General features: G+C 65.8%; 20 protein-coding genes and 1 tRNA gene. 14 read left to right on the top strand and 7 right to left on the bottom strand.

All coding sequences use genetic code 11. The annotated features are described in order from the left end of the window. Window positions 1-124 precede the first annotated feature (124 nt). From ACIGJD_RS12590 to ACIGJD_RS12570, 5 genes are all read left to right on the top strand, one after another. Window positions 125-1,459, top strand: coding sequence for a hemolysin family protein (locus ACIGJD_RS12590; RefSeq protein WP_483686471.1), 1,335 nt, complete (start codon window positions 125-127; stop codon window positions 1,457-1,459). After that, on the top strand, window positions 1,456-2,526 hold the full coding sequence (locus tag ACIGJD_RS12585; RefSeq protein ID WP_483686470.1) for a hemolysin family protein: 1,071 nt from the start codon (window positions 1,456-1,458) through the stop codon (window positions 2,524-2,526). The genes ACIGJD_RS12590 and ACIGJD_RS12585 overlap by 4 nt, the downstream gene beginning before the upstream one ends. A 136-nt stretch (window positions 2,527-2,662) precedes the next feature. Next, a complete protein-coding gene (locus tag ACIGJD_RS12580; RefSeq protein ID WP_483686469.1) occupies window positions 2,663-3,646 on the top strand; it encodes a metal ABC transporter solute-binding protein, Zn/Mn family in 984 nt (327 codons plus the stop codon). Beyond that, window positions 3,647-4,462 carry a metal ABC transporter ATP-binding protein gene (locus ACIGJD_RS12575; protein ID WP_483686468.1) on the top strand — a complete coding sequence of 272 codons (816 nt, stop codon included), beginning with the start codon at window positions 3,647-3,649 and terminating at the stop codon, window positions 4,460-4,462. Beyond that, entirely contained in the window at window positions 4,462-5,346 is an 885-nt protein-coding gene (locus tag ACIGJD_RS12570; protein WP_483686467.1) for a metal ABC transporter permease, read from the top strand. Before ACIGJD_RS12575 ends, ACIGJD_RS12570 begins: the two co-directional genes overlap by 1 nt. On the opposite strand, the gene ACIGJD_RS12565 is transcribed toward ACIGJD_RS12570, so the two are convergent. Continuing rightward, window positions 5,324-5,785 (bottom strand): Fur family transcriptional regulator, encoded by a 462-nt coding sequence (locus tag ACIGJD_RS12565; protein WP_483686466.1) that lies wholly within the window; start codon window positions 5,783-5,785, stop codon window positions 5,324-5,326. The genes ACIGJD_RS12570 and ACIGJD_RS12565 overlap by 23 nt on opposite strands. Before the next feature lie 115 nt (window positions 5,786-5,900). On the opposite strand from ACIGJD_RS12565, the gene ACIGJD_RS12560 reads away from it, so the two are divergent. Then, window positions 5,901-6,557 carry an MBL fold metallo-hydrolase gene (locus ACIGJD_RS12560; protein ID WP_483686465.1) on the top strand — a complete coding sequence of 219 codons (657 nt, stop codon included), beginning with the start codon at window positions 5,901-5,903 and terminating at the stop codon, window positions 6,555-6,557. Here ACIGJD_RS12560 and ACIGJD_RS12555 read toward each other — a convergent pair. Continuing rightward, the gene (locus ACIGJD_RS12555; protein WP_483686464.1) at window positions 6,554-7,666 is read right to left on the bottom strand and encodes a PLP-dependent cysteine synthase family protein; all 1,113 of its coding nucleotides are present in this window, start codon (window positions 7,664-7,666) and stop codon (window positions 6,554-6,556) included. The two genes, ACIGJD_RS12560 and ACIGJD_RS12555, sit on opposite strands and share 4 nt — an antisense overlap. Window positions 7,667-7,781: 115 nt before the next feature. Here ACIGJD_RS12555 and ACIGJD_RS12550 point away from each other — a divergent pair, with 115 nt between their 5' ends. The 3 genes from ACIGJD_RS12550 to ACIGJD_RS12540 are packed head-to-tail and all read left to right on the top strand — an operon-like array spanning window position 7,782 to window position 10,272. Further along, the gene (locus ACIGJD_RS12550; protein WP_483686463.1) at window positions 7,782-8,693 is read left to right on the top strand and encodes a sulfurtransferase; all 912 of its coding nucleotides are present in this window, start codon (window positions 7,782-7,784) and stop codon (window positions 8,691-8,693) included. Then, on the top strand, window positions 8,690-9,847 hold the full coding sequence (locus ACIGJD_RS12545; RefSeq protein WP_483686462.1) for an NAD(P)-dependent alcohol dehydrogenase: 1,158 nt from the start codon (window positions 8,690-8,692) through the stop codon (window positions 9,845-9,847). The genes ACIGJD_RS12550 and ACIGJD_RS12545 overlap by 4 nt, the downstream gene beginning before the upstream one ends. Next, window positions 9,844-10,272 carry an HIT family protein gene (locus ACIGJD_RS12540; RefSeq protein ID WP_483686461.1) on the top strand — a complete coding sequence of 143 codons (429 nt, stop codon included), beginning with the start codon at window positions 9,844-9,846 and terminating at the stop codon, window positions 10,270-10,272. Before ACIGJD_RS12545 ends, ACIGJD_RS12540 begins: the two co-directional genes overlap by 4 nt. 57 nt (window positions 10,273-10,329) lie before the next feature. Here ACIGJD_RS12540 and ACIGJD_RS12535 read toward each other — a convergent pair whose 3' ends face one another. From ACIGJD_RS12535 to ACIGJD_RS12520, 4 genes are all read right to left on the bottom strand, one after another. Next, on the bottom strand, window positions 10,330-11,313 hold the full coding sequence (locus tag ACIGJD_RS12535) for a beta-ketoacyl-ACP synthase III (protein ID WP_483686460.1): 984 nt from the start codon (window positions 11,311-11,313) through the stop codon (window positions 10,330-10,332). Between the two features lie 24 nt (window positions 11,314-11,337). Then, on the bottom strand, window positions 11,338-15,318 hold the full coding sequence (gene hrpA, locus ACIGJD_RS12530; RefSeq protein WP_483686459.1) for an ATP-dependent RNA helicase HrpA: 3,981 nt from the start codon (window positions 15,316-15,318) through the stop codon (window positions 11,338-11,340). A gap of 66 nt (window positions 15,319-15,384) precedes the next feature. Further along, on the bottom strand, window positions 15,385-15,735 hold the full coding sequence (locus ACIGJD_RS12525; protein WP_483686458.1) for a protealysin inhibitor emfourin: 351 nt from the start codon (window positions 15,733-15,735) through the stop codon (window positions 15,385-15,387). A gap of 59 nt (window positions 15,736-15,794) precedes the next feature. Beyond that, on the bottom strand, window positions 15,795-16,847 hold the full coding sequence (locus ACIGJD_RS12520) for a M4 family metallopeptidase (protein ID WP_483686457.1): 1,053 nt from the start codon (window positions 16,845-16,847) through the stop codon (window positions 15,795-15,797). A gap of 124 nt (window positions 16,848-16,971) precedes the next feature. Here ACIGJD_RS12520 and ACIGJD_RS12515 point away from each other — a divergent pair, with 124 nt between their 5' ends. Next, window positions 16,972-17,922 (top strand): cation diffusion facilitator family transporter, encoded by a 951-nt coding sequence (locus ACIGJD_RS12515; RefSeq protein ID WP_483686456.1) that lies wholly within the window; start codon window positions 16,972-16,974, stop codon window positions 17,920-17,922. A gap of 65 nt (window positions 17,923-17,987) precedes the next feature. Here ACIGJD_RS12515 and ACIGJD_RS12510 read toward each other — a convergent pair. Continuing rightward, window positions 17,988-18,060, bottom strand: a tRNA-Arg gene (locus ACIGJD_RS12510). Between the two features lie 173 nt (window positions 18,061-18,233). On the opposite strand from ACIGJD_RS12510, the gene argS reads away from it, so the two are divergent. The 4 genes from argS to thrC are packed head-to-tail and all read left to right on the top strand — an operon-like array spanning window position 18,234 to window position 23,806. Next, the gene (gene argS / locus ACIGJD_RS12505) at window positions 18,234-19,898 is read left to right on the top strand and encodes an arginine--tRNA ligase (RefSeq protein ID WP_483686455.1); all 1,665 of its coding nucleotides are present in this window, start codon (window positions 18,234-18,236) and stop codon (window positions 19,896-19,898) included. Window positions 19,899-19,903: 5 nt separating this feature from the next. Beyond that, entirely contained in the window at window positions 19,904-21,382 is a 1,479-nt protein-coding gene (lysA, locus tag ACIGJD_RS12500) for a diaminopimelate decarboxylase (protein ID WP_483686454.1), read from the top strand. Beyond that, entirely contained in the window at window positions 21,383-22,699 is a 1,317-nt protein-coding gene (locus ACIGJD_RS12495) for a homoserine dehydrogenase (protein WP_142133417.1), read from the top strand. Then, the gene (thrC, locus tag ACIGJD_RS12490) at window positions 22,700-23,806 is read left to right on the top strand and encodes a threonine synthase (RefSeq protein ID WP_142133418.1); all 1,107 of its coding nucleotides are present in this window, start codon (window positions 22,700-22,702) and stop codon (window positions 23,804-23,806) included. It abuts the gene before it with no gap.

Genomic DNA, 23,806 nt, shown 5'->3' with positions numbered 1-23,806 from the left:
TGCCGCCACCCGCACGGACCAGGCATCGGTATCTGCCGACCATCCTCCGCCGGGACGTAACAGCTTCCCAACCTTCCTATTGAGCACGCTTGAGGCAGCTTCCGCACGTCGGGCGGGATGCTGAATGGAGTGGCTTCTCCTTGCAGCAGGCTTGCTGCTGATCGCCGGCACAGGGTTCTTTGTTGCCGTCGAATTCTCCCTCATCGCACTGGACCAGCCCACGGTCCAGCGCGCAATCGACGACGGCGACACGGGGGCAGTGCCCCTGCTCACCTGCCTTAAGTCGCTGTCAACCCAGTTGTCCAGTTGCCAGCTCGGCATCACCTTGACCACGCTGCTCACCGGTTACGTCATGGAACCGTCCGTGGGCCGCCTCCTTGAGGCGCCGCTGGCCGCCGTCGGACTTCCCGCTGTGGCGGTGCAGTCCGTCTCACTCATCCTGGCAATGGTCCTGGCGACGCTGCTGTCCATGCTCCTGGGTGAGCTGGTGCCGAAAAATATGGCGATCGCGCTGGCCTTCCCCGTGGGCCGGGCCCTGGCGGGGCCGCAGCTGGTCTTCACCACGATCTTCAAGCCGGCCATCCTGGTCCTCAACGGTTTCTCCAACCGGATCCTTCACATCTTTGGGCTGGAAGCCAAAGAGGAGATTTCGGGTGCGCGGACGCCGGCAGAGCTTGCCTCGCTGGTCCGCAGGTCCGCGGCGATGGGAACGCTCGACGCCGGGACTGCCAACTTCATTGCCCGAACCTTGAATTTCTCCTCACGGACAGCGGCGGACGTGATGACGCCGCGCATCCGGCTGGAGACGATCGACGCCGACCAGCCGGTGTCCGACGTGGTGGACGCGGCACGCCGGACCGGGTACTCGCGGTTCCCCGTCATCGGTGACTCCGCCGACGACATCCGCGGCCTGGTGCACGTCAAGAAAGCCGTTGCCGTTCCGTGGGAACGCCGGCAGAACCTCGAAGCCGGCGCCATCATGACCGAGGTACTGCGCGTTCCGGAGACCATCCACCTGGATGCGCTGCTGGCCGAACTGCGGGAAGGCAACCTGCAGTTGGCTGTGGTGCTGGACGAGTACGGCGGAACCGCCGGAATCGCCACCCTGGAGGACCTGGTGGAGGAGATCGTGGGGGAGGTGGCGGACGAACACGACAAGGTCCGCCCGGGACTCCTGCAAAGCGCCTCCGGCGACTGGTATTTCCCCGGGCTCCTCCGGCCCGACGAATTGTCCGAGCAGATCCCGGGCCTGAGTGTTCCGGATGAGGCGGCCTACGAAACCGTGGGCGGCTATGTGATGAGCAAACTGGGCAGGATCGCCCTCGTCGGCGACACAGTGGACGTCAACGGCGGAACACTCAGCGTCACCAGGATGGACGGCCGCAGGATTGACCGCATCTGCTTCCACCCAATGGCGGAACCGGCTGCGCATGATGCCAATGACAGGAGCAAGCCATGAGCGACTGGGCCGGAATTTTCTGGCTGGGGTTCCTCCTGCTGGGCAACGCCTTTTTTGTGGCCGCTGAATTCGCCATCATGTCAGCGCGCCGCAGCCAGATCGAGCCTCTCGCCGACACCGGATCCAAGCGCGCCCAGACCACCCTGCGGGCCATGGAAAACGTCTCCCTGATGCTGGCCTGCGCACAGTTGGGGATCACTGTCTGTTCGCTGCTGATCCTGCTGGTGGCCGAGCCGGCAATCCACCACCTGCTGGCTGTCCCCATGGAGACCGTGGGCCTGCCGGCGGAAGCGGCCGACGTTGCGGCCTTCGCCGTGGCCCTGATGGTGGTGACGTTCCTGCACGTAACGTTCGGCGAGATGGTGCCCAAGAACATCTCGGTGTCCGTGGCCGACAAGGCGGCCCTGTTCCTGGCCCCGCCACTGCTGTTCATCTCACGCCTGGTCCACCCTGTGATTTCAGCACTCAACTGGTCCGCCAACCACATCCTGAAGCTGATGCGGATCGAGCCCAAGGACGAGGTCACATCCTCCTTCACGCTGGAAGAGGTGCAGTCGATCGTGCAGGAGTCCACCCGCCACGGACTGGTGGACGACGACGCCGGGCTGATCACCGGTGCACTCGAGTTCTCTGAGCACACGGCGGAGGACATCATGGTGCCGCTCGAGAAGCTCGTCATGCTGGGGGCTTCGACCACGCCGGTGGAGTTTGAGAAGGCCGTCAGCAGAACCGGCTTCTCGCGGTTCCCCATGCTGGATGACGAGGACATGCTGTACGGCTACCTCCACGTGAAGGATGTGCTGTCCATTCCGGAGTCGGGCTACGAGCTGCCGATTGCCGAGAGCCGCATCCGCTCGCTGGCCAACCTTTCCCTGGGCGACGAGATCGAAAAGGCCATGTCCGTCATGCAGCGGACAGGATCCCACCTGGCGCGGGTCATCGGCCCCGATGGCAACACCAGGGGTGTCCTTTTCCTGGAGGACGTCATCGAACAGCTCGTCGGCGAGATCCGGGACGCAACCCAGGCCACCGGAATCCGCCGGCTGGGACAGCCGAACGGGAGCTGACATCCCGTGGCCCCTCCGCTGTGCAGAGGGGCCACGGGCCACCCGACCCCGTTCCAGAATCTAAATAGGAATCATTCGCATTTAGGTATAGGCTTGGCTGTGTTGCCTTTCCTTTCTGTGTGAACTGAGGTTTTCCGTGCGCCGTACAGCCACCGCCAGCTCCTTCCTTGCTGCCCTGACAGGCGTCGGGCTCCTGCTCAGCGCATGCAGCCCCCAGCCGTCGCAGGCCCCGGACGCGGCGCAGGGCATCAACGTGGTGGCGTCAACGAACGTATACGGGGACATCGCACGGACCGTAGGCGGTGACAGGGTCAGGGTCACCTCGATCATCAACAATGCCGGGCAGGATCCGCACTCCTACGAGGCGAACGCCCAGGACCGGCTGGCCGTGTCCAAGTCGAAGTTGGTCATTGAGAACGGGGGCGGCTACGACGACTTCATCCATACCCTGGTGGAGAGCAGCAAAATTGACAGCGCAAACGTGTTGACCGCCGTCGAGATTTCCGGCCTTGCCCACCCGGAGGAAGCCACGGCCGGTGCGTCGGCAACAGCCGCAGAGGGAGCCGGCGGCCACGACGAACACGATCACGGCGGCCTGAATGAGCATGTCTGGTACAGCCTGCCGGCCATGGAGCGAGTGGCCGACGCCATTGCGGGTAAGTTGGCGTCGCTGGATCCTGCCTCGGCTGCCTCCTTTACTGCCAATGCGGACTCCTTCAAGTCCTCCCTGTCGCAGCTTCAGTCCAAGGTGGAGGCCATGAAGACGGCCGCGCCGGGCAGCCGTGTTGCAGTCACGGAACCTGTCCCGCTGTACCTGTTGGAAGAGGCGGGACTGGTGAACGCCACGCCTGGGCAATACACCGCTGCCATCGAAGAGGGCAGCGACGTTCCTCCCGCAGTGCTGAAGGAGGCCACGGACCTGGTTGGCTCGAAGTCCGTCCGCTTCCTGGCCTACAACGCCCAAACGGAAGGCCCGCAGACGGAGGCATTGAAAAAGGCGGCCGAATCCGCAGGTGTTCCGGTTGTCGATTTCACTGAGACCCTGCCTGAGGGCAAGACCTACCTGCAGTGGATGACGGACAATGTGAACAACATCAGCAAGGTTTTGGAGACAAACTAGGTGAAATCCGTCGTAAGCCTAAAAGGGGCGTGCCTCGCATTCGGCCAGCGCATACTTTGGGAGGACCTGGACCTGGACATCAGGCCCGGGGAGTTTTTCGCCGTGCTGGGCCCCAACGGCAGCGGCAAGACAAGTTTCCTTAAGGTCCTGCTGGGCCTGCAAAAGCTGCAGTCCGGACAGGCAACACTGGACGGTCATCCGGTGGAACGCGGCAGCAGCCTGATCGGCTACATTCCCCAGCAGAAGTCGTTTGCCCCGGATACCCCTATGCGCGCCCGTGACCTGGTGGCCCTCGGGGTGGACGGCCACAAGTTCGGGATCCGGCTTTCAGCCCGCAAAACCAACCGCAGGGTGGACGAGTTGCTGGAACTGGTGGGAGCCTCTGACTACGCCAAAGTCCCGGTCGGCCAGCTCTCCGGCGGAGAGCAGCAGCGGCTCAGGGTGGCACAGGCGCTGGCGACGGATCCCAAGGTGCTGCTCTGCGACGAACCGTTGCTGTCCCTTGACCTCCACCACCAGCAGGCAGTCAGTGCCCTGATCCACCAGCAAAGCCGGGAACACGACAGTGCCGTCGTCTTCGTTACTCACGAAATCAATCCGATCATCGACTACGTGGACCGGGTGCTCTACCTGGCGGGGGGACGTTTCCGGGTCGGGGCGCCGGAAGAGGTCATGACCACGGAAGTACTTTCAGACCTTTACGGCAGCCACGTGGAGGTAATCCATGCCAACGGCAGGATCGTCGTGGTCGGCCTGCCGGACGCCACCACCCACCACCACCACGACGCAGACTCGCTGGCAGGGGAGGTGGCCTGATGGACGCCAACAGCATTTTGGGTGCCATCTTCAATTTCGACAACTATGGCGAACTGTTGGTCCTGGTCCAGAACTCGATCTGGGCAGGGGCCATTTTGGGCCTCCTCGGCGGCCTGGTGGGAACGTTCGTCATGAAGCGGGACCTCGCCTTCGCGGTCCACGGCATCTCCGAACTTTCCTTCGCCGGGGCCGCCTTCGCCCTGCTGGTTGGCGCGGACGTGGTATTTGGCTCGCTCATCGGATCGGTGGCGGCTGCCCTGCTGCTGGGCCTGATGGGGGTCCGGGCCAGGGATAAGAACTCGATCATCGGCGTCATCATGCCGTTCGGCCTGGGACTTGGAATCCTCTTCCTATCCCTGTACCAGGGCCGTGCCGCAAACAAATTCGGCCTGCTGACCGGCCAGATCGTCTCCGTGGACACCGTCCAGCTGCAGGCGCTGGCGGGGACCGCCGTCGTGGTTGTGCTTGTGCTGGTGGCCGTCTGGCGCCCGCTGAACTTCGCCAGCGTGGACCCCGAGCTCGCCGAAGCCAGGGGAGTCCCAGTCCGCACGCTGGGGCTCGTGTTCATGATTGTCCTGGGCGTCAGTGTGGCCCTGTCCATCCAGGTTGTGGGGGCCCTGCTGGTACTTGCCCTGCTGATTACGCCCGCAGCAGCAGCGCTGCGGGTCACGTCATCACCGGTACCGGTGGTAGTCCTGAGCGTGGTGTTCGCCGTGACAGCGACCGTTGGCGGCATCCTGCTGGCGCTGGGTGGACGGATCCCGATCAGCCCGTACGTCACCACATTGTCGTTCCTGATTTATGTGGTGTGCCGCATCATCGGCTCTGTGCGCGACGCCCGCGGCATCAACGGCCGGGTCCTTACAGTTTCCCGGCAGCCCTAAGGGCAGTGCAGTCCGGGCAGAGGCCGAAAATTTCCACGGTGTGGTCCACTTCGGTAAACCCGTGTTCAGCCGCCATGCGCACCGCCCACGTTTCCACGGCCGGTGCTTCCACCTCCACTGCCTTTCCGCAGTTCCTGCACAGCAGGTGATGGTGGTGGCCGGTCACGGCGCAGCGCCGGTACACAGCCTCACCGTCGCCGTTGCGCAGCACGTCCACCAGGCCTTCGTCCGCCAGTGACTGCAGGATCCGGTAGGCAGTGGCCAGTGAAACGGAGACGCCCTGGTTCTGCAGGATCCGGTACAGCTCCTGCGTGCTGACAAAGTCATCGAGGCTGTCCAGGGCTGCGCTGACGGCTTTCCGCTGTTTGGTAACGCGCTGTTCCTTGCCGCCTCCTGCCGGGGATGGGGCGGCGGAATCAGCCTTGACGCCGATCGGCATGGACGAACTCGCTTCCGTGGGGGGCAGACATCAAGATTACCAGCCGGCGTCCTGCAGCCGGATTTGCCGGCCGCGTTCGTGGACACCCTTCCGGAACGGACCCTAGGCTGGCGCTATGAAGCTGACCAAATACACCCATGCCTGTATCCGGCTCGAGAAGGAAGGCGGCGTCCTGGTCCTTGATCCGGGCACATTCTCCGAATCCGCCGAGGCACTGGCAGGAGCCCAGGCCGTCCTGGTAACCCACGAACACGCAGACCACCTTGACACCAAGGCGGTGGTGGAAGCGCTGGAAAGGGATAATGACCTGGAGCTGTACGCGCCCGAGGGCGTCGCCGGCCAGCTGCGCGGGGAAGCTCCGGACGCAGCGGACAGGATCCATACCGTGGAACCGGGATCGTCGTTCCAGGCTGCCGGCTTCGACATCCGCAGCTTCGGCGGCCAGCATGCCCTGATCCACCCCCAGATTCCCATGGTGGCCAACATCGGGTTCCTGGTGGACGGCAACGTGTACCACCCGGGGGACTCGTTCATCATCCCTGACGGTCTGGAGGTCCAAACCCTCCTGGTCCCGCTGCACGCACCGTGGAGCAAGTCCGCGGAAGTAGTGGACTTCGTGATTGGAGTGCGGGCGCCGCGCGCGTTCCAGATCCACGACGGGCTGCTCAATGACAACGGCCTGGGCATCGTTGAAGGGCACGTCAAGCGGATCGGTGCCAAGTACGGCACGGAGTACCGGCACCTGGCCCCGCGGGAGTCCGTGGAAGTCTAGCCCGGCGCGCCGGTCCATTCCCCGGTGTCCAGGAAGCGCGCGATTGCCGCTTCGTAAGGCGCCGGATCCAACCCCTGGGAAGCAAGCCACTCCTGGTTCCAGTGCGTGCCCGCATACCGGTCGCCGCCGTCGCACATCAACGAAACGACGCTGCCCTGCCGGCCTTCGGACAGAAGTTGGGCTACGGTTTCCCACACGCCCCAGAGATTGGTGCCCGTTGACGGGCCGGCATGCAGGCCCGCGTAGGAGTCCAGGTGCCGCATCGCGGCAACCGAAGCCGCGTCCGGTACCCGGACCATCCGGTCGATAACGGTGGGGATGAAGCTCGGCTCCATCCGGGTCCGGCCAATGCCTTCGATCCGCGACGGCAGGCCGGTGGGCTGCCCGTCCGCCCCACCCAGCCAGCCGGGGTAAAACGCGGAGTTTTCGGGGTCCACCACCAGCAGCTTGGTGGGATGCGAGTGGTAGCGCAGGTACCGGCCGATGGTGGCGCTGGTTCCGCCCGTGCCCGCGCCCACCACCACCCACTCCGGCACGGGGTGCGGTTCCTGGCTGAGCTGGCCGAAGATCGATTCGGCAATGTTGTTGTTCCCGCGCCAGTCGGTGGCCCGCTCCGCGTACGTGAACTGGTCCATGTAATGCCCGTTGCAGGTGGCGGCTACGTCTTCTGCCACGGCATACACGTCCGATGCGTTCTCCACCAGGAGGCAGGAGCCGCCAAACTGCTCAATCAGGGCGATTTTTTCCTGGCTGGTGGTGCGGGCCATGACGGCGATGAAGGGAAGTCCCAGGAGCTGGGCAAAATACGCTTCCGACACCGCAGTGCTGCCGCTGGAAGCCTCGACGATGGTGGTGTCCTGCCGGATCCAGCCATTGACCAGCCCAAACAGGAAAAGTGACCTTGCCAGCCGGTGCTTGAGGCTGCCGGAACGGTGCGTCGACTCGTCCTTGAGGTACAGCTGGATACCCCAGTGCTCCGGCAGCGGCACCGCGTAAAGGTGGGTGTCCGCGGACCGGTTGTTCTCCGCTTTGATGGTGCGGATGGCGCTGTCAGCCCACTCCCGGTCTGTTCCGTTGCTGCTGTTGCCGGCCCTGCCCTCGATCGTCACCAATCAAGCCTACCCGCGGCCCACGGGCCATCCGTCTAGAGTGGGACCCGTTGGCAGTACTGCCCTCAGTGGCAGTACTTAAGCGTGGTTCGCAGTACAAGGCGTAGGGAGTCCAATGAAGCCGTTGATCGACGTAGCGGAACTCGAGGCCAGGCTTGCCGCCGGGCACCGGACGGTGCTGCTGGACGTGCGCTGGGCTCTGGGTGATCCGCACGGCCGTGAACACTACCTCGCGGAACACCTGCCGGGCGCGGTCTTCGTCGACCTGGCCACTGAACTTTCTGATCCGGCGGTTCCGGACCACGGGCGGCATCCCCTGCCGACGCCGGAACAGTTCCAGGAGACGGCCCGGCGCTGGGGAATCCGGAACGGCGACGCGGTGGTTGGCTACGATGACAGCGGCAACATGGCAGCAGCGAGGCTGTGGTGGATGCTGCGTGACGCCGGCCTTTCCAATGTCAGCCTGCTCGACGGCGGTTTGGCAGCTTGGCGGGCGGCCGGACTCCCGCTCCAGTCGGGCCCGGTCCAGCCCAAGCCCGGTGACGTGGAGCTGGGCAGTGGGCACATGCCCGTGGCCGACGCCGGTGCTGCCGCCGGCTGGGCGCGCAGCGGCCTGTTGCTCGACGCGAGGGCAGGGGAGAGGTACCGGGGCGAGATTGAGCCCGTGGATCCGCGCGCCGGCCACATTCCCGGTGCGGTTAGTGCCCCCACGACGGACAACGTGGATGCCGCCGGGCGGTTCCTGCCGGCGGCGGAGTTGCGGCGGAGGTTTGAGGATCTCGGGGTCCAGGAGGGAACGCCGGTGGCGGTTTACTGCGGGTCGGGAGTCACTGCAGCCCATGAGGTTGCTGCGTTGGAACTTGCCGGGTTCCGGGCGGCGTTGTATCCCGGCTCTTTCTCGGAATGGTCCAACCGCCCGGAACTGCCGGTTGCCGTCGGCCCGGAACCGGCCGGCGGGACGGATGCCGGGGCGGGCAGGTCGCCGGCTGGAAACTCCGCAGGAGCCGGGGGTAGCGTCGCACTATGACACCAGGACGCCCCGTACCACCGCCCCTTGCCAAACCCATTGTTCCTGCCCCCAAAGCCGGTGCCGCAGCGGAAGCCGGCACCCTTGCCGCGGCCTGCGGTGCAGTATCCGGAGACAGCGGATTGGTCCCACTGACCGTGGCGAGGCGCGCGCCCAAACCGGACGACGTTGAGATCGGCATCGATTTCTGCGGGCTCTGCCACTCCGATGTGCACGCGACCCGGGGCGAATGGGGCGGCCAGACCTACCCGCTGGTACCAGGCCACGAAATCGTGGGAACAGTCAGCAGGATCGGGTCCGACGTCACCGACTTTGCCGTGGGCGACAGGGTGGGCGTGGGCTGCATGGTGGACTCCTGCCGCGAGTGCGACAGCTGCCTGGACGGCCTGGAGCAGTACTGCGAAAAGGGAATGACCGGAACGTACGGTGCGAAGGACCGCAGGAACGGCGACGCCATCACCCAAGGCGGCTACTCCTCGTCCATCGTGGTGGACCGCCGCTATGTCCTGCGCGTTCCGGACTCACTGGACCCGGCCGCCGCCGCGCCCCTCCTGTGCGCGGGCGTCACGACGTTTTCCCCGCTGCGGCACTTCGACGTCGAAGAAGGCGACGTGGTGGGCGTGGTGGGCCTCGGCGGACTGGGCCACATGGCCGTCAAGCTGGCCAAGGCAATGGGCGCGAAGGTGGTGGTCTTCACCACCTCGGAGTCCAAGGTTGCCGCTGCGCTGGAGTTGGGGGCCGACGAGGTGGTCCTCTCCCGGGACGAAACCGCGATGGCTGCCGCGGAGCGCACCATCGACATCATCATCGACACCGTTGCCGCCCCGCACGACCTGAACCCGTTCTTCCGCACCCTGCGCGTGGATGGCGCCCTGTTCCAGCTGGGCCTGCCGTCGGAAGCCATGCCACCGGTCAACCCGGGCTCGCTGATCCGCCGCAGGATCGCCTACGCGGGATCGCTGATCGGCGGCATCGCCGAAACCCAGGAGATGCTGGATTTCTGCGCGGAGCACGGGGTGGTGGCCGATATCGAGATGGTGTCCGCCGGACAGCTGAATGAGGCCTACGACCGGATGGTCGCTGGAGACGTAAAGTACCGGTTCGTGCTGGATACCAGCACACTGCCGGCAGCCGCCGAGGAGGCAAACGCATGAGCACGCTGTTCACGAAGATCCTGAAGGGTGAGATTCCCGGCCGGTTCGTCTGGCGCGAGGACGACGTGTCCGCGTTCCTGACCACCGGCCCGCTCGCCGACGGCCACACCCTGGTGGTTCCCACCGAGGAAGTGGACCGCTGGACTGATGCGTCGCCGGAAACCCTTGCCAGGGTCATGGAGGTGGCGCGACGCATCGGGGCGGTCCAGGTGGACATCTTCGGGGCCCGACGGGCCGGGCTGATCGTGGCAGGCTATGAGGTGGACCACCTGCACGTCCACGTGTGGCCGTCGCGCAGCATGGCCGACTTCGACTTTGGCTCAGCGGACCAGAACCCGGCCCCCGAGGTCTTGGACACCAACGCGGAGAAGCTGCGCGAAGGCCTCCGCGCGGCCGGCTACGGCGAGTTCGTTCCGGCGTCCTGACCAGTTCCGTGCCCGCTGCTGCTGTGGCGGGCACGGGCGGCGCGGGCGTATACAGTTTTAGTGCCCGCGCGGCGTCATGGCCACCATGCCCGCGTACGTGAATCCGCCGCCAAATCCAAACAGCAGCGCGGGAACGTCCGCCGGGATCTTCCCGGCGTGCCACCATTTGCTCAACCCCAGCGGCACGCTGGCGGCGGAGGTGTTCCCCGACTCCGTCACGTCGGTGATGACGATCCTGTCCGTCAGGCCCAGGGCTTCCGCGAGCGGTTCGATGATGCGCAGGTTGGCCTGGTGGGCGGCGAGGACCTGGATGTCGTCCAGCTCCAGCCCGGCGCGGGCTACGGTTTCGCGGGCGCGTTCCGGGGCCCTGGTGAGGGCCCAGCGCAGCACTTCACGGCCGTTTTGTGAAAAGCGGCCCGAGGGCGGGGAGATGGTGACAGCGTCAGCCATGCCGCCCTCCGAGCCCCAAACCACTGGACCGATGCGGGCAGTGTCGGAGGGGCGCACGACGGCGGCGCCGGCACCGTCGGCGGTCAGCACCGCCGTCGCGCGGTCCGTCCAGTCGGTCACGGCTGAGAGGGTCTCCGCGCCGACCACGATTGCGTGGGACGCGCTTCCGCAGCGAATGGCCTGGTCCGCCACGCCCAGGGCGTACTCGAACCCGGAGCAGGCTGTGTTGACGTCCATGATCGCGGGTCCCCGGCCGTCCCTGCCCAGGCAGAGCGCCTGGGCCACCCGGCCCGCAGTATTCGGGGACCGCTCGGCCGCCGTCGTCGTGGCCACCACCACCAGGTCAATGTCCTGCGCAGTGACTCCCGAATCGGCCAGCGCCATCCGGGCGGCGGGAATCGCGAGGTCCACCACGGTTTCGCCCTCGCCGGCGATGTGCCTGGTGACGATGCCGGTCCGTTGGCGGATCCACTCATCGCTCGTGTCCATCATGCCTTCGAGCTCATGGTTGTCCATGATGCGTGCCGGCTGGGCATGGCCGAGCCCGGCAATTTCCGTCCCTGCAGGTCCTTGGGCAAGCGTGAGCTTCATGTGTTCCTCTCGTAGGGGCCGCTGCTAGGCCGGTGCCAGCGCCTTGTTGAGTACGGCGCGGATGCGTTTCTCGGAGACCGAATAGGCCGTGCCGAGTTCGACGGCGAACAGGCTCACCCGGAGTTCCTCGATCATCCAGCGCACCTGGGTTAACTCCCGTCCGGCACCCCGTCCCGGCAGCAGCGCCGAAACAGCGTCGTCGTAATCATCTTCGAGCCGCTGCACCACCGCCATGTTCAGGGCATCCCGCTGCACGTTTCCGGGGAGGCGCTCCAGCCGCTTCTCTATAGCAGCCAGGTAACGCGGCAGCTGGCTTAATTGCGCGTAGCCCGTCCGTGCTACAAAGCCGGGATACACCAGCTGCTCAAGCTGGCTTTTGATGTCGTTCAGTGCGCTGATCAGGGCCAGGCTGGTGGTGCCCTTGAGCTGCTTTTCGATCCGCCGGGTGCTGGACAGGATGCGCTCCACGACGGCAGTGACCGAAAAGACCGTGTCGATCAGTTCCGCGCGCACCACCTCGTACAACGCATCGAAAGCCTTGCGGTCCCACGGCAGTTCCACGGGCGTGAGCTTGTCGATGGCCGCCAGCGCGCAGTCCGCGATGAGGGCGGACACCGAACCATGAGGGTTCTGGCTGAAGGTGAGCTTCTCGGTGTTGCTCAGGTGCTCCAGGACGTACCGGTCAGGTGCCGGAACACGAAGGGCCAGCAGCCGGATCACGCCGCCGCGCATTGCATCGAGCTGCTCTTCGGCGGTCTGGAACACACGCAGGGACACGGACTTGCCCTGGTCCACCAGGGCCGGATAACCGGTGACAGTGTGGCCCTTGACCATGCTGCTCACCCGGCGCTCGATGGTGCCGACAGCCCATTCCGTCAGCCCTTCCTGCTCCACGAACCCGGCCCCGGCAGGGGCTGCCGGCACCCTGGCACCCTGCTGGCGTGCGGCCGGTCCGCCGTCGGACACCTTGCCGTTGTGCCGCTTGGACGTGCCGGCAGCTGCGGAGGCCGGGGTAGCGCCGAGCGATTCGGCGATGGCGCGGCGGGTGGCGGGGGCAAGCCGCTCCTGCAGTTCCGCCAGGTCCTTGCCTTCGCCCAGGACTTCGCCCTTGCTGTCCACCACTTTGAAACTCACCCGCAGGTGAGGGGGCACGGCGTCCCAGTTCCAGGAACCGGGCGGGATGATGGCGCCGCGAATCCGCCGCAGCGCAAGTTCCAGCGACGGTTCCAGCTCGTCCCTGGCAGGATCGAAGTCCGATTCGAGGAGGGCCACCGCCTGCCGTGCAACATCGGGCGCGGGAACAAAATTCTTCCGGACCTGCTTGGGCAGCGACTTGATCAGGGCGGTTACCAGCTCCACACGCTGGCCTGGAATCAGCCAGCGGAACGGCGCGTCATCCAGCTGGTTCAGGAACAGGACCGGCACTTCGGCCGTGACGCCGTCCGACGGGTCGGGGGCAGAACCCGGCGCCACCGGATGGAATTCGTACGTCAGCGGGAGCTCGAAGCCCTTGTGCAGCCAGGTCTTCGGGTACTTGGATTCGTCCAGGTCGTCAGCGTCCCCGCTCAGGAGCAGCGACTTGTCGTAATCCAGGAGGTCCGGGTTTTCCCGACGGGCATCTTTCCACCATTTGTCGAAGTGCCGCTCGGAGACGACGTCCGGACCGATCCTGGCGTCGTAGAACTCGAACAGCGTCTCGTCATCCACCAGCAGGTCCCTGCGGCGCATGCGGGCCTCAAGTTCCTCGACCTCATGCAGGAGGGCGCGGTTGCGGTGGAAGAATTTGTGGTGGGTACGCCAATCGCCTTCCACCAGGGCATGCCTGATGAAGAGTTCACGGGCCACCACCGGATCCACGCGGCCGTAATTGATGCGACGCTGCGCGATGATCGGAACGCCGTAAAGGGTGACCTTTTCGTAGGCCATCACGGCGCCCTGCTTGGTGGACCAGTGCGGTTCGCTGTAGCTGCGCTTGACCAGGTCCGGAGCCACCTGTTCGGCCCACAGGGGATCGAACTTTGCGGCCACCCGGGCCCAGAGCCTGCTTGTTTCCACCAGCTCCGCCACCATGACGAACGTGGGGGACTTCTTGAACAGCGCGGACCCCGGGAAGATGGCGAACCGGCTGCCCCGGGCGCCGGCATATTCGCGCTTGCGCTCATCCAGGATGCCGATATGGCTCAGGAGCCCGGAGAGCAGGCTGATATGGATGCCGTCATGGTTGCCCACGGGGTCGGCCAGGCGCTTGTTGTCCAGCGTGATGCCCAGCGGCCGGGCGAGCTGGCGCAGCTGGGTAAAGAGGTCCTGCCATTCCCGCACGCGCAGGTAGTTGATGAATTCGGCACGGCACAACCTGCGGAAGGCTGACGACGACAGTTCCTGCTGCTTCTCCTGCAGGTAGTTCCAGAGATTGAGGTAGCCGGTGAAGTCGGAATTCTCATCGCGGAAGCGGTTGTGCTTTTCCGCTGCCAGCTGCTGCTTGTCCGTGGGCCGTTCGCGCGGGTCCTGGATGGTGAGGGCGGCAGCCAGGACCATGACTTCCCGGACGCACCCCCGTTTTCCGGCTTCCACGATCATGCGGCCAAGGCGCGGATCCACGGGCAGTTGGGCGAGTTTCTGTCCGACGGCGGTTAGGCCGCCACCCCTTTGCCCGCCCCGGCCTTCGGCTGCTTCGGTCCTGCCGCCTTTGCCCTGGGGGCGCGGCGGGGCGAGGGCGCCCAGCTCGCGAAGGAGGGTGACGCCGTCGTTGATGGCCCGGGTTTCCGGCGGTTCGACGAAGGGGAATTCCTCAACATCCTTGGGGCCTTTCGCCACGCCCATCGCCGTCATCTGGAGGATGACGGCGGCCAGGTTGGTGCGCAGGATTTCCGGATCCGTAAACCGGGGCCGGGACTCGAAGTCTTCCTCGGAGTACAGCCGGATCGCGATGCCGTCGGACACACGGCCGCAGCGGCCTGAGCGCTGGTTGGCCGATGCCTGCGAGACGCGTTCAATGGGCAGGCGCTGGACCTTGGTGCGGTGCGAATACCGCGAGATGCGCGCCGTACCGGTATCGATGACGTACTTGATGCCCGGCACGGTCAGGGATGTTTCCGCCACGTTGGTGGCCAGCACGATCCTGCGCTTGCTGCCCGGGTGGAACACCTTGTGCTGCTCCTGCAGGCTCAGCCGGGCGAACAGGGGGAGGATCTCCGTGTTGGCCAGCCTCCGGTTGGACTGGATCCGGGACTGCAGGGCGTCGGCGGCGTCGCGGATCTCCCGTTCGCCCGAAAAGAACACCAGGATGTCCCCGGGCGCTTCCGCTGCCAGTTCGTCCACCGCGTCGCAGACGGCATCCAGGGGATCGCGGTCCTCTTCGAGCTCATCGTCAGAGGCCTCCTCATCGTCTGCGGCCGCCTGCGTGAGGGGGCGGTAGCGGATCTCCACCGGGTAGGTCCGGCCGGAGACTTCGATAATGGGTGCCGGATTTTCCGGGGTACCGAAGTGGTTGGCGAACCGTTCCGGATCGATGGTGGCCGAGGTGATGATGACCTTCAGGTCCGGCCGCTGCGGCAGGATCCGCTTGAGGTATCCCAGGATGAAGTCGATGTTGAGGCTGCGTTCGTGCGCCTCGTCAATGATGATGGTGCTGTACTTGCGCAGCAGTTTGTCCCGCTGGATCTCGGCGAGCAGGATGCCGTCGGTCATCAGCTTGACCTTGGTCGCCTTGCTGACCTCACCCGTGAACCGGACCTGGAAGCCGATTTCCTGGCCGATCTCGACGCCGAGCTCCTCCGCGATGCGCTCGGCCACCGTCCGGGCCGCCAGCCGCCGGGGCTGCGTGTGCCCGATGAGGCCCTTCTCGCCCAGGCCCAGCTCCAGGCACATCTTGGGGATCTGGGTGGTTTTCCCGGAGCCGGTCTCGCCGGCGATGATGGTCACCTGGTTGGCGGCTATGGCGGCCATCAGGTCCTCGCGGCGCTCGGAAACCGGCAGCTCGGCGGGATAGGAGATATGAAAAGTCATGGCTGCAGACCAGTCTACTGCCGTCGCCAACGGGCCTTTATGCGACGTCTGCGTGCGGCCGGCCCTTCAGCTTGGGCTGCCGTCCCCCGCATCATCGTCCGGCCCGGGACGGTGCGCACCGGCAGACCCCTCAGAGGCAGCCCGTGCGGTGTCCACCAGGATGCGCCACGGGCCTGTGACGGCCTGTTCGGGGAGGGCAGCCCTCCGCTGCCCGGCCGTGATGGAGTAGATGAAGCGGTCCGGCTGCGGCGCCTCGAAGGCGGCCGCCGCTGCCCGCGCGGTGCTGGGAACCGCATCCCATGGGCAGGCCTCCAGAATGGGCTGCCATTGGCTCAGGTCGCTGTCCGTGCGGGCGTCAACCGTCCACACCCTCGTCATCGCCGCGATCCCGCCGGTGCGCTCCACCTTGATCTTCATGGCTTGGCCCCTGGGCTTCCAATTGGCCCCGCTGCCACGGACGGGCAGCAGGGCAGTGGTTAAACCTTGACCTTTACAGTTTCCCACGCAGCCCTTACGGCGTCATGCTCCGGGGAGGCGGCGCCGAAAAGGTCTGCGGCGGCACGCACCGTGGCGCGGGCAAAGACCGTGAAGGTGGCCGCGGCGGGCAGTGAGCCGTTGGTCAGGGTCTCGTACCAGATCCGGCCCGGTGCCTCCCAGGCGCAGCCGCCCAGGGCATCGGCCACGAGGTAAAAGGCGCGGTTGGGGATGCCGGAGTTGATGTGGACGCCGCCGTTGTCTGCACTGGTCCGCACATACGAGTCCATGGAGTCCGGCTGCGGGTCCTTGCCCAGCACGTCGTCGTCGTACGCCGTTCCGGGCGCTTTCATGGACCGAAGGGCGAGTCCCTGCACCTTGGCCGTGAAGAGGCCTTCCCCAATAAGCCAGCTCGCCTCGGCGGCGGACTGGTTCTTCACGAACTGTTCCACGAGGGCACCGAAGACATCCGACATTGATTCGTTCAAGGCACCCGCCTGGTTCCGGTACGCAAGTCCCGCCGAGTACTGGGTTACCCCGTGTGCCAGTTCGTGTCCAATGACGCTGACCGACTTTGTGAAGCGCTGGAAGACGTCTCCGTCGCCGTCGCCGAATACCATCTGGCTGCCGTTCCAGAAGGCGTTGTCATAAAGCTTGCCGAAATGCACCGTGGCGTCCAGCTTCAGTCCGCGCCCGTCCACGGAATCGCGTCCGAACGCGTCAGCGTAGAGTCGGTGCGTGTTCCCCAGCCCGTCGTAGGCTTCATCCGCTGCGGCGTCACCGGTGGCCTTCCCGCCTTCGTCCCGGACCAGCCTGCCGGGGAGCGTTTCCTCGCCGGCAGCATCGTAGATGGTGCGGCTGACTGGTCCTGGTTTCACCTGCCGGAGGCCGGGCGGGAGGGCCGGTACAGCCTGGGCCCGCGCGGCCTGGAATGATTCGACGTGGCCCAAGGCCTTCCTGGCGGCGCTCGCCGCCGAAGAGAATCCGGGCGCATCCTGCTGCGCGAGGCGCCGCAGCAGGTAGGGCGGAACGATGGAACAGAACTGGACGTTCATGGCGTACTCCCTCAGCTAGGTGGTTTCAGCCTAGGAGCGGGCACTGACAATCGCCGGGAACCCGCCGCAGGAATTGTGCACCCTCCCGGGTGCTGTTGCCGGTCCTGGTGGGTACGGTAACGGCATGGCTGAAACCGAAAAGCGAGAAAAGTCCGGCTCCACCCTGTTCACGGTCATCATCGCCTTCGCCGCGAACACCCTGGTGGCAACTGCGAAGTCGGTAGCGGCCGTCCTTACGGGCTCAGCCTCAATGGCCGCGGAGGCCGCCCATTCCTGGGCGGATACCGGAAACCAGGTGTTCCTTTTCCTTGCGGAGCGGCGCTCCGCCCGGCCCCGGGACAAGAGCCACCCGATGGGCTACGGCCGTGAAGCCTACGTATGGTCGATGTTCGCCGCTTTCGGTCTCTTCACCGCCGGCGCCGTGGTGTCCATCATGCACGGCGTCCAGGAAATCATTGATCCGCAGCCGGCAGCTGACTTCGCGGTGGCGTACGTGGTCCTGGCCGTGGCCTTTGTCCTGGAAGGGATTTCCTTTGTCCAGGCCTTTCGGCAAACACGGAAGGCGGCCCATGAGCTGGAACGGCACACGCTCGAACAGGTCCTCATCAGCTCCGACCCCACCCTGCGCGCCGTCTTCGCCGAGGACGCGGCAGCGCTGATCGGCCTCGTCGTGGCGTTCGCGGGCGTGTTCCTGCACCAGGTCACCGGATCACCGCTGCCGGACGCGATCGGTTCGATCGTCGTCGGCGTGCTGCTCGCCGTCGTCGCCGTCGTCCTGATCGACCGCAACAGGCGCTTCCTGGTGGGGCAGGGCGTCACACCTGATATTGAGCGGTCCATGGCCCGCCGGGTACTGGAGCACCAGGACATCGCCCGGCTCACCTACCTGCACCTGGAATTCGTGGGCCCGCGCAAGCTGTACCTCGTAGCGGCCGTGGATCTCCAGGGGAACCATCCGGAGCACGAGGTCGCGGTGGTGCTGCGGCGGATCGAGCGTGAGCTGGAGGACCACGAAACGGTGGAGGAAGCCGTGCTTACCCTGGCCACGATGGACGAGGCAGCGTTGCGTTTCTGACGGCATGCCCCGGACGGCAAACGAAAAACCCCGCCGCTTCACTGAAGCGGCGGGGTTTTTCTTTGTGCCCTCGGTAGGATTCGAACCTACGGCCTTCTGCTCCGGAGGCAGACGCTCTATCCCCTGAGCTACGAGGGCAATCCGGATATCCTGCCGTTCCCGGCGGGACGTCCTAGAGCTTAGCAGGAAGGTGGCCCGCAAGGGAAAACCGTCGCCGGGACCCACCCCGAACGGGGCAGAGCGGCCTCAGTTCGGGCGCAGCCGCTGCCGCCAAATTCTTTGCTGTCACTGGCCCCCGGTAGGCTAGAGGGGTGACTCCCGAAGAACTTTCCCTCGCCATATCCGCCTGCCTCAAGGACGCCGTCGCCGCCGGCGATATTGCCCTTGCTGTGTCAGCTATTCCGGCCGACGTGCGCGTAGAGCGACCCAAGAACCGGGAGCACGGCGACTGGGCCACCAACATTGCCCTGCAGCTCGCCAAGCAGGCGGGAACCAACCCGCGGGAGTTCGCCTCCATCCTTAGCAGCCGGCTCAAGGCCATCGACGGTGTTTCTGCCGTTGACATCGCCGGCCCGGGCTTCCTGAACATCACCGTGGACGCCGCAGCCGCCGGTGCCCTCGCCAAGGCCATTGTTGAGGCGGGCACGGAGTACGGCACCAACACCGCGCTCGCCGGGCACACGGTCAACATGGAGTTCGTCTCCGCCAACCCCACCGGGCCGCTGCACATCGGGCACACCCGCTGGGCCGCACTGGGCGACTCCATTGCGCGCGTGCTGCGCGCCTCCGGCGCCGACGTCACGGCGGAGTACTACATCAACGACGCCGGCTCGCAGATGAACACCTTCGCCAACTCCGTGTACTCCCGGCTGCACGGCCTTCCCGTGCCCGACGGCGGCTACCCCGGCCAGTACATCGCCGACCTGGGCCATGAGGTACTTTCGGCGCATCCGGACATCCGGGAACTCACCGAGGTTGCCGCCCTGCCGGTGATCCGCGCCGCCGCCTACGAAGCCCAGATGAAGGACATCAAGGCCACCCTGGCAGACTTTGGCGTTGAGTTCGACGTCTTCTTTTCCGAGCAGGAACTGCACGACGCCGGCGCCATCGAAAGTGCCGTGGCGCGCCTGCGCGAACAGGGCCACGTGTTCGACGACGGCGGGGCGGTCTGGCTGCGGACCACGGACTTTGGCGATGACAAGGACCGCGTGATGATCCGCGCCAACGGCGAGCCCACCTACTTCGCCGCCGACGCCGCCTACTACCTGTCCAAGAAGGACCGCGGGTTTACGGAAAAGATCTACCTCCTGGGTGCCGACCACCACGGCTACATCAACCGGCTGAAGGCCATCGCCGCCGCCGCCGGCGACGATCCCGAAGTCAACATCGAGGTGCTCATTGGCCAGCTGGTGTCCGTCAACGGCGCCAAGCTGTCCAAGCGGGCCGGCAACATCATTGAGCTCAAGGACCTGATCAACTGGCTTGGCAAGGACGCGGTGCGCTACTCGCTGGCACGGTTCCCCGCCGATTCGCCGCTGACGCTCGATCCGGAACTGCTGAAGAAGCACAGCAACGAGAACCCGGTGTTTTACGTCCAGTACGCCCATGCGCGCTCCCGCGGCGCAGCCCGCAACGCCGTGGCTGCCGGCGTCGAACGGCAGATGGATGGCCAGGACAGCTTTGACGCTGCGCTCCTGGACCATGCAACCGAAAACGAACTGCTGTCCCACCTGGGCAGCTACCCGTCGATTGTGGCCAAGGCCGCGGAACTGCGTGAACCGCACCGGGTGGCACGGCACCTTGAGGCCATCGCCGGTGCTTACCACCGCTGGTACGACGCCTGCCGGATCGCCCCCATGGGTGAAGAACCCGTCACCGACCTCAACCGCACCCGGCTGTGGCTCAACGACGCCACCAGCCAGGTACTGGCCAACGGCCTTGACTTGCTCGGCGTGTCCGCGCCGGAACGGATGTAAGCACCATGACTGCACAGGACACCAGCACTGCCGCCTCCCCGCTTGCCCCGGAATGGCTTGCGGTCCCGAAGGACCTGAATGCCCTTCAGGAACCGATGTGGGCCGAGACCGTGAAGCGGAACGACGACGGCGCACTCGCCGTCGGGGGAGTTTCCGTCGATGCCCTTAAGCAGCAGTTCGGCACGCCCCTGTTCGTCATGGACGAGGCCGACTTCCGGGCGCGTGCCCGCGCCTTTAAGGACTCTTTCGGCGCTGCCTTCGCCGATATCTGCGGCGGCGTGGACGTCTATTACGCCGGAAAGTCCTTCCTCTGCACCGCCGTGGTGAAGTGGGTGGAGGAGGAAGGGCTGCGCCTGGACACCGCCTCCGGCGGCGAACTGGCGGTGGCAGCACGCGCCGGCATCGCGGGGGAGCGCGTTGCGCTGCACGGCAACAACAAGTCCGACGCCGAAATCAACCGGGCGCTCGACATGAGGCTGGGCCGCATCGTGGTGGACAGCCTGGACGAACTCGCGCGTGTTGGTGCCCTGGCGCAGGCCCGCGGGGAGCAGGCGAAGGTCATGCTGCGGCTCACCCCCGGCGTCCACGCCCACACGCACGAATTCATCGCCACAGCCCACGAGGACCAGAAGTTTGGCCTCTCCATGGCAGCGGACACCACGGACGAGGCTGGGGTCTCCGCCGCCGAGGAAGCGGTGGCAGCGGCAGCGGCGCACCCCGGCATCGATCTGCTGGGCCTGCACTGCCACATCGGCTCACAGATTTTCGAGCCGGACGGCTTCGCCATGGCCGCCGAGAAGCTGCTGCGCTTCCTGGCCGCCATGCAGGAAAAGTACTCCATCACCATGCCGGAACTGGACCTCGGCGGCGGCTACGGCATTGCCTACACCCCCGTGGACACGCCCCGGCCCGCAGCCGAGATCGCGAACGCCATGGCCGCCGTCGTGCGTTCCACCTGCGCCGAGCTGGGCATCGGCGCGCCGCGCATCTCCATCGAGCCCGGACGCGCCATCGTGGGCAGCACCACGTTCACCCTCTATGAAGTGGGCACCCTGAAGACCGTCCGCGTGGACGCTCCCGGGGCTTCCGGCGACGGTGACGCGGGCAACAACGTTACGTATCCCCGCCGCTATGTTTCGGTGGACGGCGGTATGAGCGACAACGCCCGTCCGGTGCTGTACGACGCGGATTATTCGGCTGTCCTGGCTTCCCGCGCCTCAGGCGCGGCCCCGCAGCTGTCCCGCGTGGTGGGCAAACATTGCGAGAGCGGCGACATAGTTGTTAGAGATGTATATCTGCCCGAGGACGTGGCAGCCGGTGATCTGCTCGCTGTCCCGGGAACCGGCGCCTACTGCTGGGCCCTCTCGAGCAACTACAACTATCTGGCCCGGCCGGGCGTTGTCGCGGTGCGCGATGGATCTGCCCGGCTGATTGTCCGCGGGGAAACCGAAGAAGATTTGCTGAGCCGCGACATGGGAGCCTGAATGACGGAAATGCGAACGCTGAAAGTAGCCCTGCTGGGCTGTGGCAACGTTGGGGCCCAGGTTGCGCGGATCCTGATTGAGGACGCTGATGCCCTTGCCGCCCGCACCGGAGCCCGACTCCAGCTCAGCGGGATTGCAGTGCGCAACGTCAACGCCCCCCGCGACGTGGACCTGCCCCAGGAGCTCTTCACCACCGACGCCGACACCCTGGTTAAGGACGCCGACCTGGTCATCGAGCTGATGGGCGGCATCGAACCGGCCCGCACGCTGATCCTCTCCGCACTGCGCAATGGTGCCTGCGTGGTCACCGGCAACAAGGCGCTCCTGGCCCAGGACGGCCCCACGCTTTACGAAGAGGCCGACAAAGCAGGCGTCCAGCTGTCCTACGAGGCCGCCGTCGCCGGAGCTATCCCCATCCTCCGGCCCATCCGCGACAGCCTCTCCGGCGACCGGATTACCCGGGTGCTGGGCATCGTCAACGGCACCACCAACTTCATCCTTGACCAGATGGACACCACCGGCGCACAGTTTGCCGACGCCCTCGCCGAAGCCCAGCGGCTTGGCTACGCGGAGGCGGACCCCACCGCCGACGTCGAAGGCCACGACGCCGCCGCGAAGGCTGCCATCCTCGCCTCGCTGTCCTTCCACACCCGCTTCTCCCTGGACGATGTCCACTGCGAAGGCATTACGTCCGTCAGCGCCTCCGACATCGCCGCGGCCAAGGACGCCGGCTTCGTCATCAAGCTGCTGGCCATCGCGGAGAAACTCGTTGATGCAGACGGCAAGGAAGGCGTGTCCGTCCGCGTGCACCCCACCCTCCTGCCCCGTGAACATCCCCTCGCTGCAGTCCGTGGTGCATTCAATGCTGTGTTCATCGAGGCTGAGAACGCCGGTGAACTGATGTTCTACGGCCAGGGCGCCGGAGGAACCCCCACCGCCTCCGCCGTCCTGGGCGACCTTGTCTCCGCAGCGCGCCGGCTGGTCCTGGGCGGTCCCGGGAGAACCGAAACCACTACGGGCCACGTCCCCGCCCTGCCCATCGATGCAGCCACCACCAGCTACTACATCGGCCTGGATGTCGCGGACCAGCCCGGCGTGCTGGCCAAAATCGCGCAGCTCTTCGCCGAGCACGGCGTCTCCATTGAAATCATGCGGCAGACCATCCACCGCGATGCCGGTTCCAAGGTGGAATCGGCCGAACTGCGGATCGTCACCCACCGCGCGTCAGAGGCTGCCCTTGCAGCCACCGTCGAGGCCGTGAAGGGCCTGGACGTCATCAATTCAGTTACATCCGTTTTGCGGGTAGAAGGAGTCTAAGTGGCTCACCAATGGCGCGGTGTCATCCGCGAATACGCTGACCGTCTGCCCGTGACGGAGTCCACCAGGGTCATCACCCTGGGCGAGGGCGGCACCCCGCTGGTGCACGCACAAAAGCTCTCTGAACTGACCGGTTCCGAGGTCTACCTCAAGGTGGAAGGCATGAACCCCACCGGCTCCTTCAAGGACCGCGGCATGACCATGGCCATGACTGCAGCCGTCGCTTCAGGGGCCAAGGCAGTGGTGTGTGCTTCCACCGGCAACACGTCCGCATCCGCCGCCGCCTACGCAACCGCTGCCGGCCTGAAGTGCGCCGTCCTGGTGCCGGAAGGCAAGATCTCCATGGGCAAGCTCAGCCAGGCGATCGCCCACGGCGCCACCCTTCTGCAGGTGGACGGCAACTTTGACAACTGCCTGGACATCGCCCGCAAGCTGGGGGAGTCCTACCCCGTTTTCCTGGTGAACTCCGTCAACCCTGCCCGCATCCAGGGCCAGAAGACAGGCGCCTTCGAAGTGGTGGACGCCCTGGGCGACGCACCCGACATCCACGTCCTGCCCGTCGGGAACGCCGGCAACATCACCGCGTACTGGAAGGGCTACAAGGAATACTCTGCTCCCTTCGAGTCCGACACCGCCGGCACCCTGCCCGCGGTGTCCACCAAGACCCCCGCCATGTGGGGCTTCCAGGCCGCCGGGGCTGCACCCTTTGTTGCGGGCCACCCCATCACCGAACCGGATACCATCGCCACCGCCATCCGCATCGGAAACCCCGCCTCCTGGGACGGGGCGGTGGGCGCCCGTGACGAATCGGGCGGGCTCATCGATGCCGTTACCGATGAAGAGATCCTGAATGCCCACCGCTGGCTGTCATCGAAGGAAGGCGTCTTCGTGGAGCCCGGTTCCGCCGCCGGCGTGGCAGGCCTGCTCAAGAAGCATGCCGCCGGCGAGGTTCCCAGCGGAAAGAAGATCGTCATCACCGTTACCGGGCACGGACTCAAGGACCCCCAGTGGGCCCTCCGTACCGAAGACGGCAGTGACGTCCAGCCGGTCAAGGTTCCGAACGACGTCGTCACCGTAGCCGCTGAGCTGGGACTGGAAGAAAAATAG

The organism is Arthrobacter sp. E1SS-5 (assembly GCF_057073715.1).
The sequence above is the reverse complement of the archived record's forward strand: the minus strand, read 5'-3'. Positions and strand labels throughout refer to the sequence as shown.

Coding starts and splice junctions, on each gene's coding strand:
- ACIGJD_RS12590 (WP_483686471.1), top strand. CDS start 125: ATGGAGTGGCTTCTCCTTGCAGCAGGCTTGCTGCTGATCGCCGGCACA.
- ACIGJD_RS12585 (WP_483686470.1), top strand. CDS start 1,456: ATGAGCGACTGGGCCGGAATTTTCTGGCTGGGGTTCCTCCTGCTGGGC.
- ACIGJD_RS12570 (WP_483686467.1), top strand. CDS start 4,462: ATGGACGCCAACAGCATTTTGGGTGCCATCTTCAATTTCGACAACTAT.
- ACIGJD_RS12565 (WP_483686466.1), bottom strand. CDS start 5,785: ATGCCGATCGGCGTCAAGGCTGATTCCGCCGCCCCATCCCCGGCAGGA.
- ACIGJD_RS12560 (WP_483686465.1), top strand. CDS start 5,901: ATGAAGCTGACCAAATACACCCATGCCTGTATCCGGCTCGAGAAGGAA.
- ACIGJD_RS12550 (WP_483686463.1), top strand. CDS start 7,782: ATGAAGCCGTTGATCGACGTAGCGGAACTCGAGGCCAGGCTTGCCGCC.
- ACIGJD_RS12545 (WP_483686462.1), top strand. CDS start 8,690: ATGACACCAGGACGCCCCGTACCACCGCCCCTTGCCAAACCCATTGTT.
- ACIGJD_RS12540 (WP_483686461.1), top strand. CDS start 9,844: ATGAGCACGCTGTTCACGAAGATCCTGAAGGGTGAGATTCCCGGCCGG.
- ACIGJD_RS12535 (WP_483686460.1), bottom strand. CDS start 11,313: ATGAAGCTCACGCTTGCCCAAGGACCTGCAGGGACGGAAATTGCCGGG.
- hrpA (WP_483686459.1), bottom strand. CDS start 15,318: ATGACTTTTCATATCTCCTATCCCGCCGAGCTGCCGGTTTCCGAGCGC.
- ACIGJD_RS12525 (WP_483686458.1), bottom strand. CDS start 15,735: ATGAAGATCAAGGTGGAGCGCACCGGCGGGATCGCGGCGATGACGAGG.
- ACIGJD_RS12520 (WP_483686457.1), bottom strand. CDS start 16,847: ATGAACGTCCAGTTCTGTTCCATCGTTCCGCCCTACCTGCTGCGGCGC.
- ACIGJD_RS12515 (WP_483686456.1), top strand. CDS start 16,972: ATGGCTGAAACCGAAAAGCGAGAAAAGTCCGGCTCCACCCTGTTCACG.
- lysA (WP_483686454.1), top strand. CDS start 19,904: ATGACTGCACAGGACACCAGCACTGCCGCCTCCCCGCTTGCCCCGGAA.
- ACIGJD_RS12495 (WP_142133417.1), top strand. CDS start 21,383: ATGACGGAAATGCGAACGCTGAAAGTAGCCCTGCTGGGCTGTGGCAAC.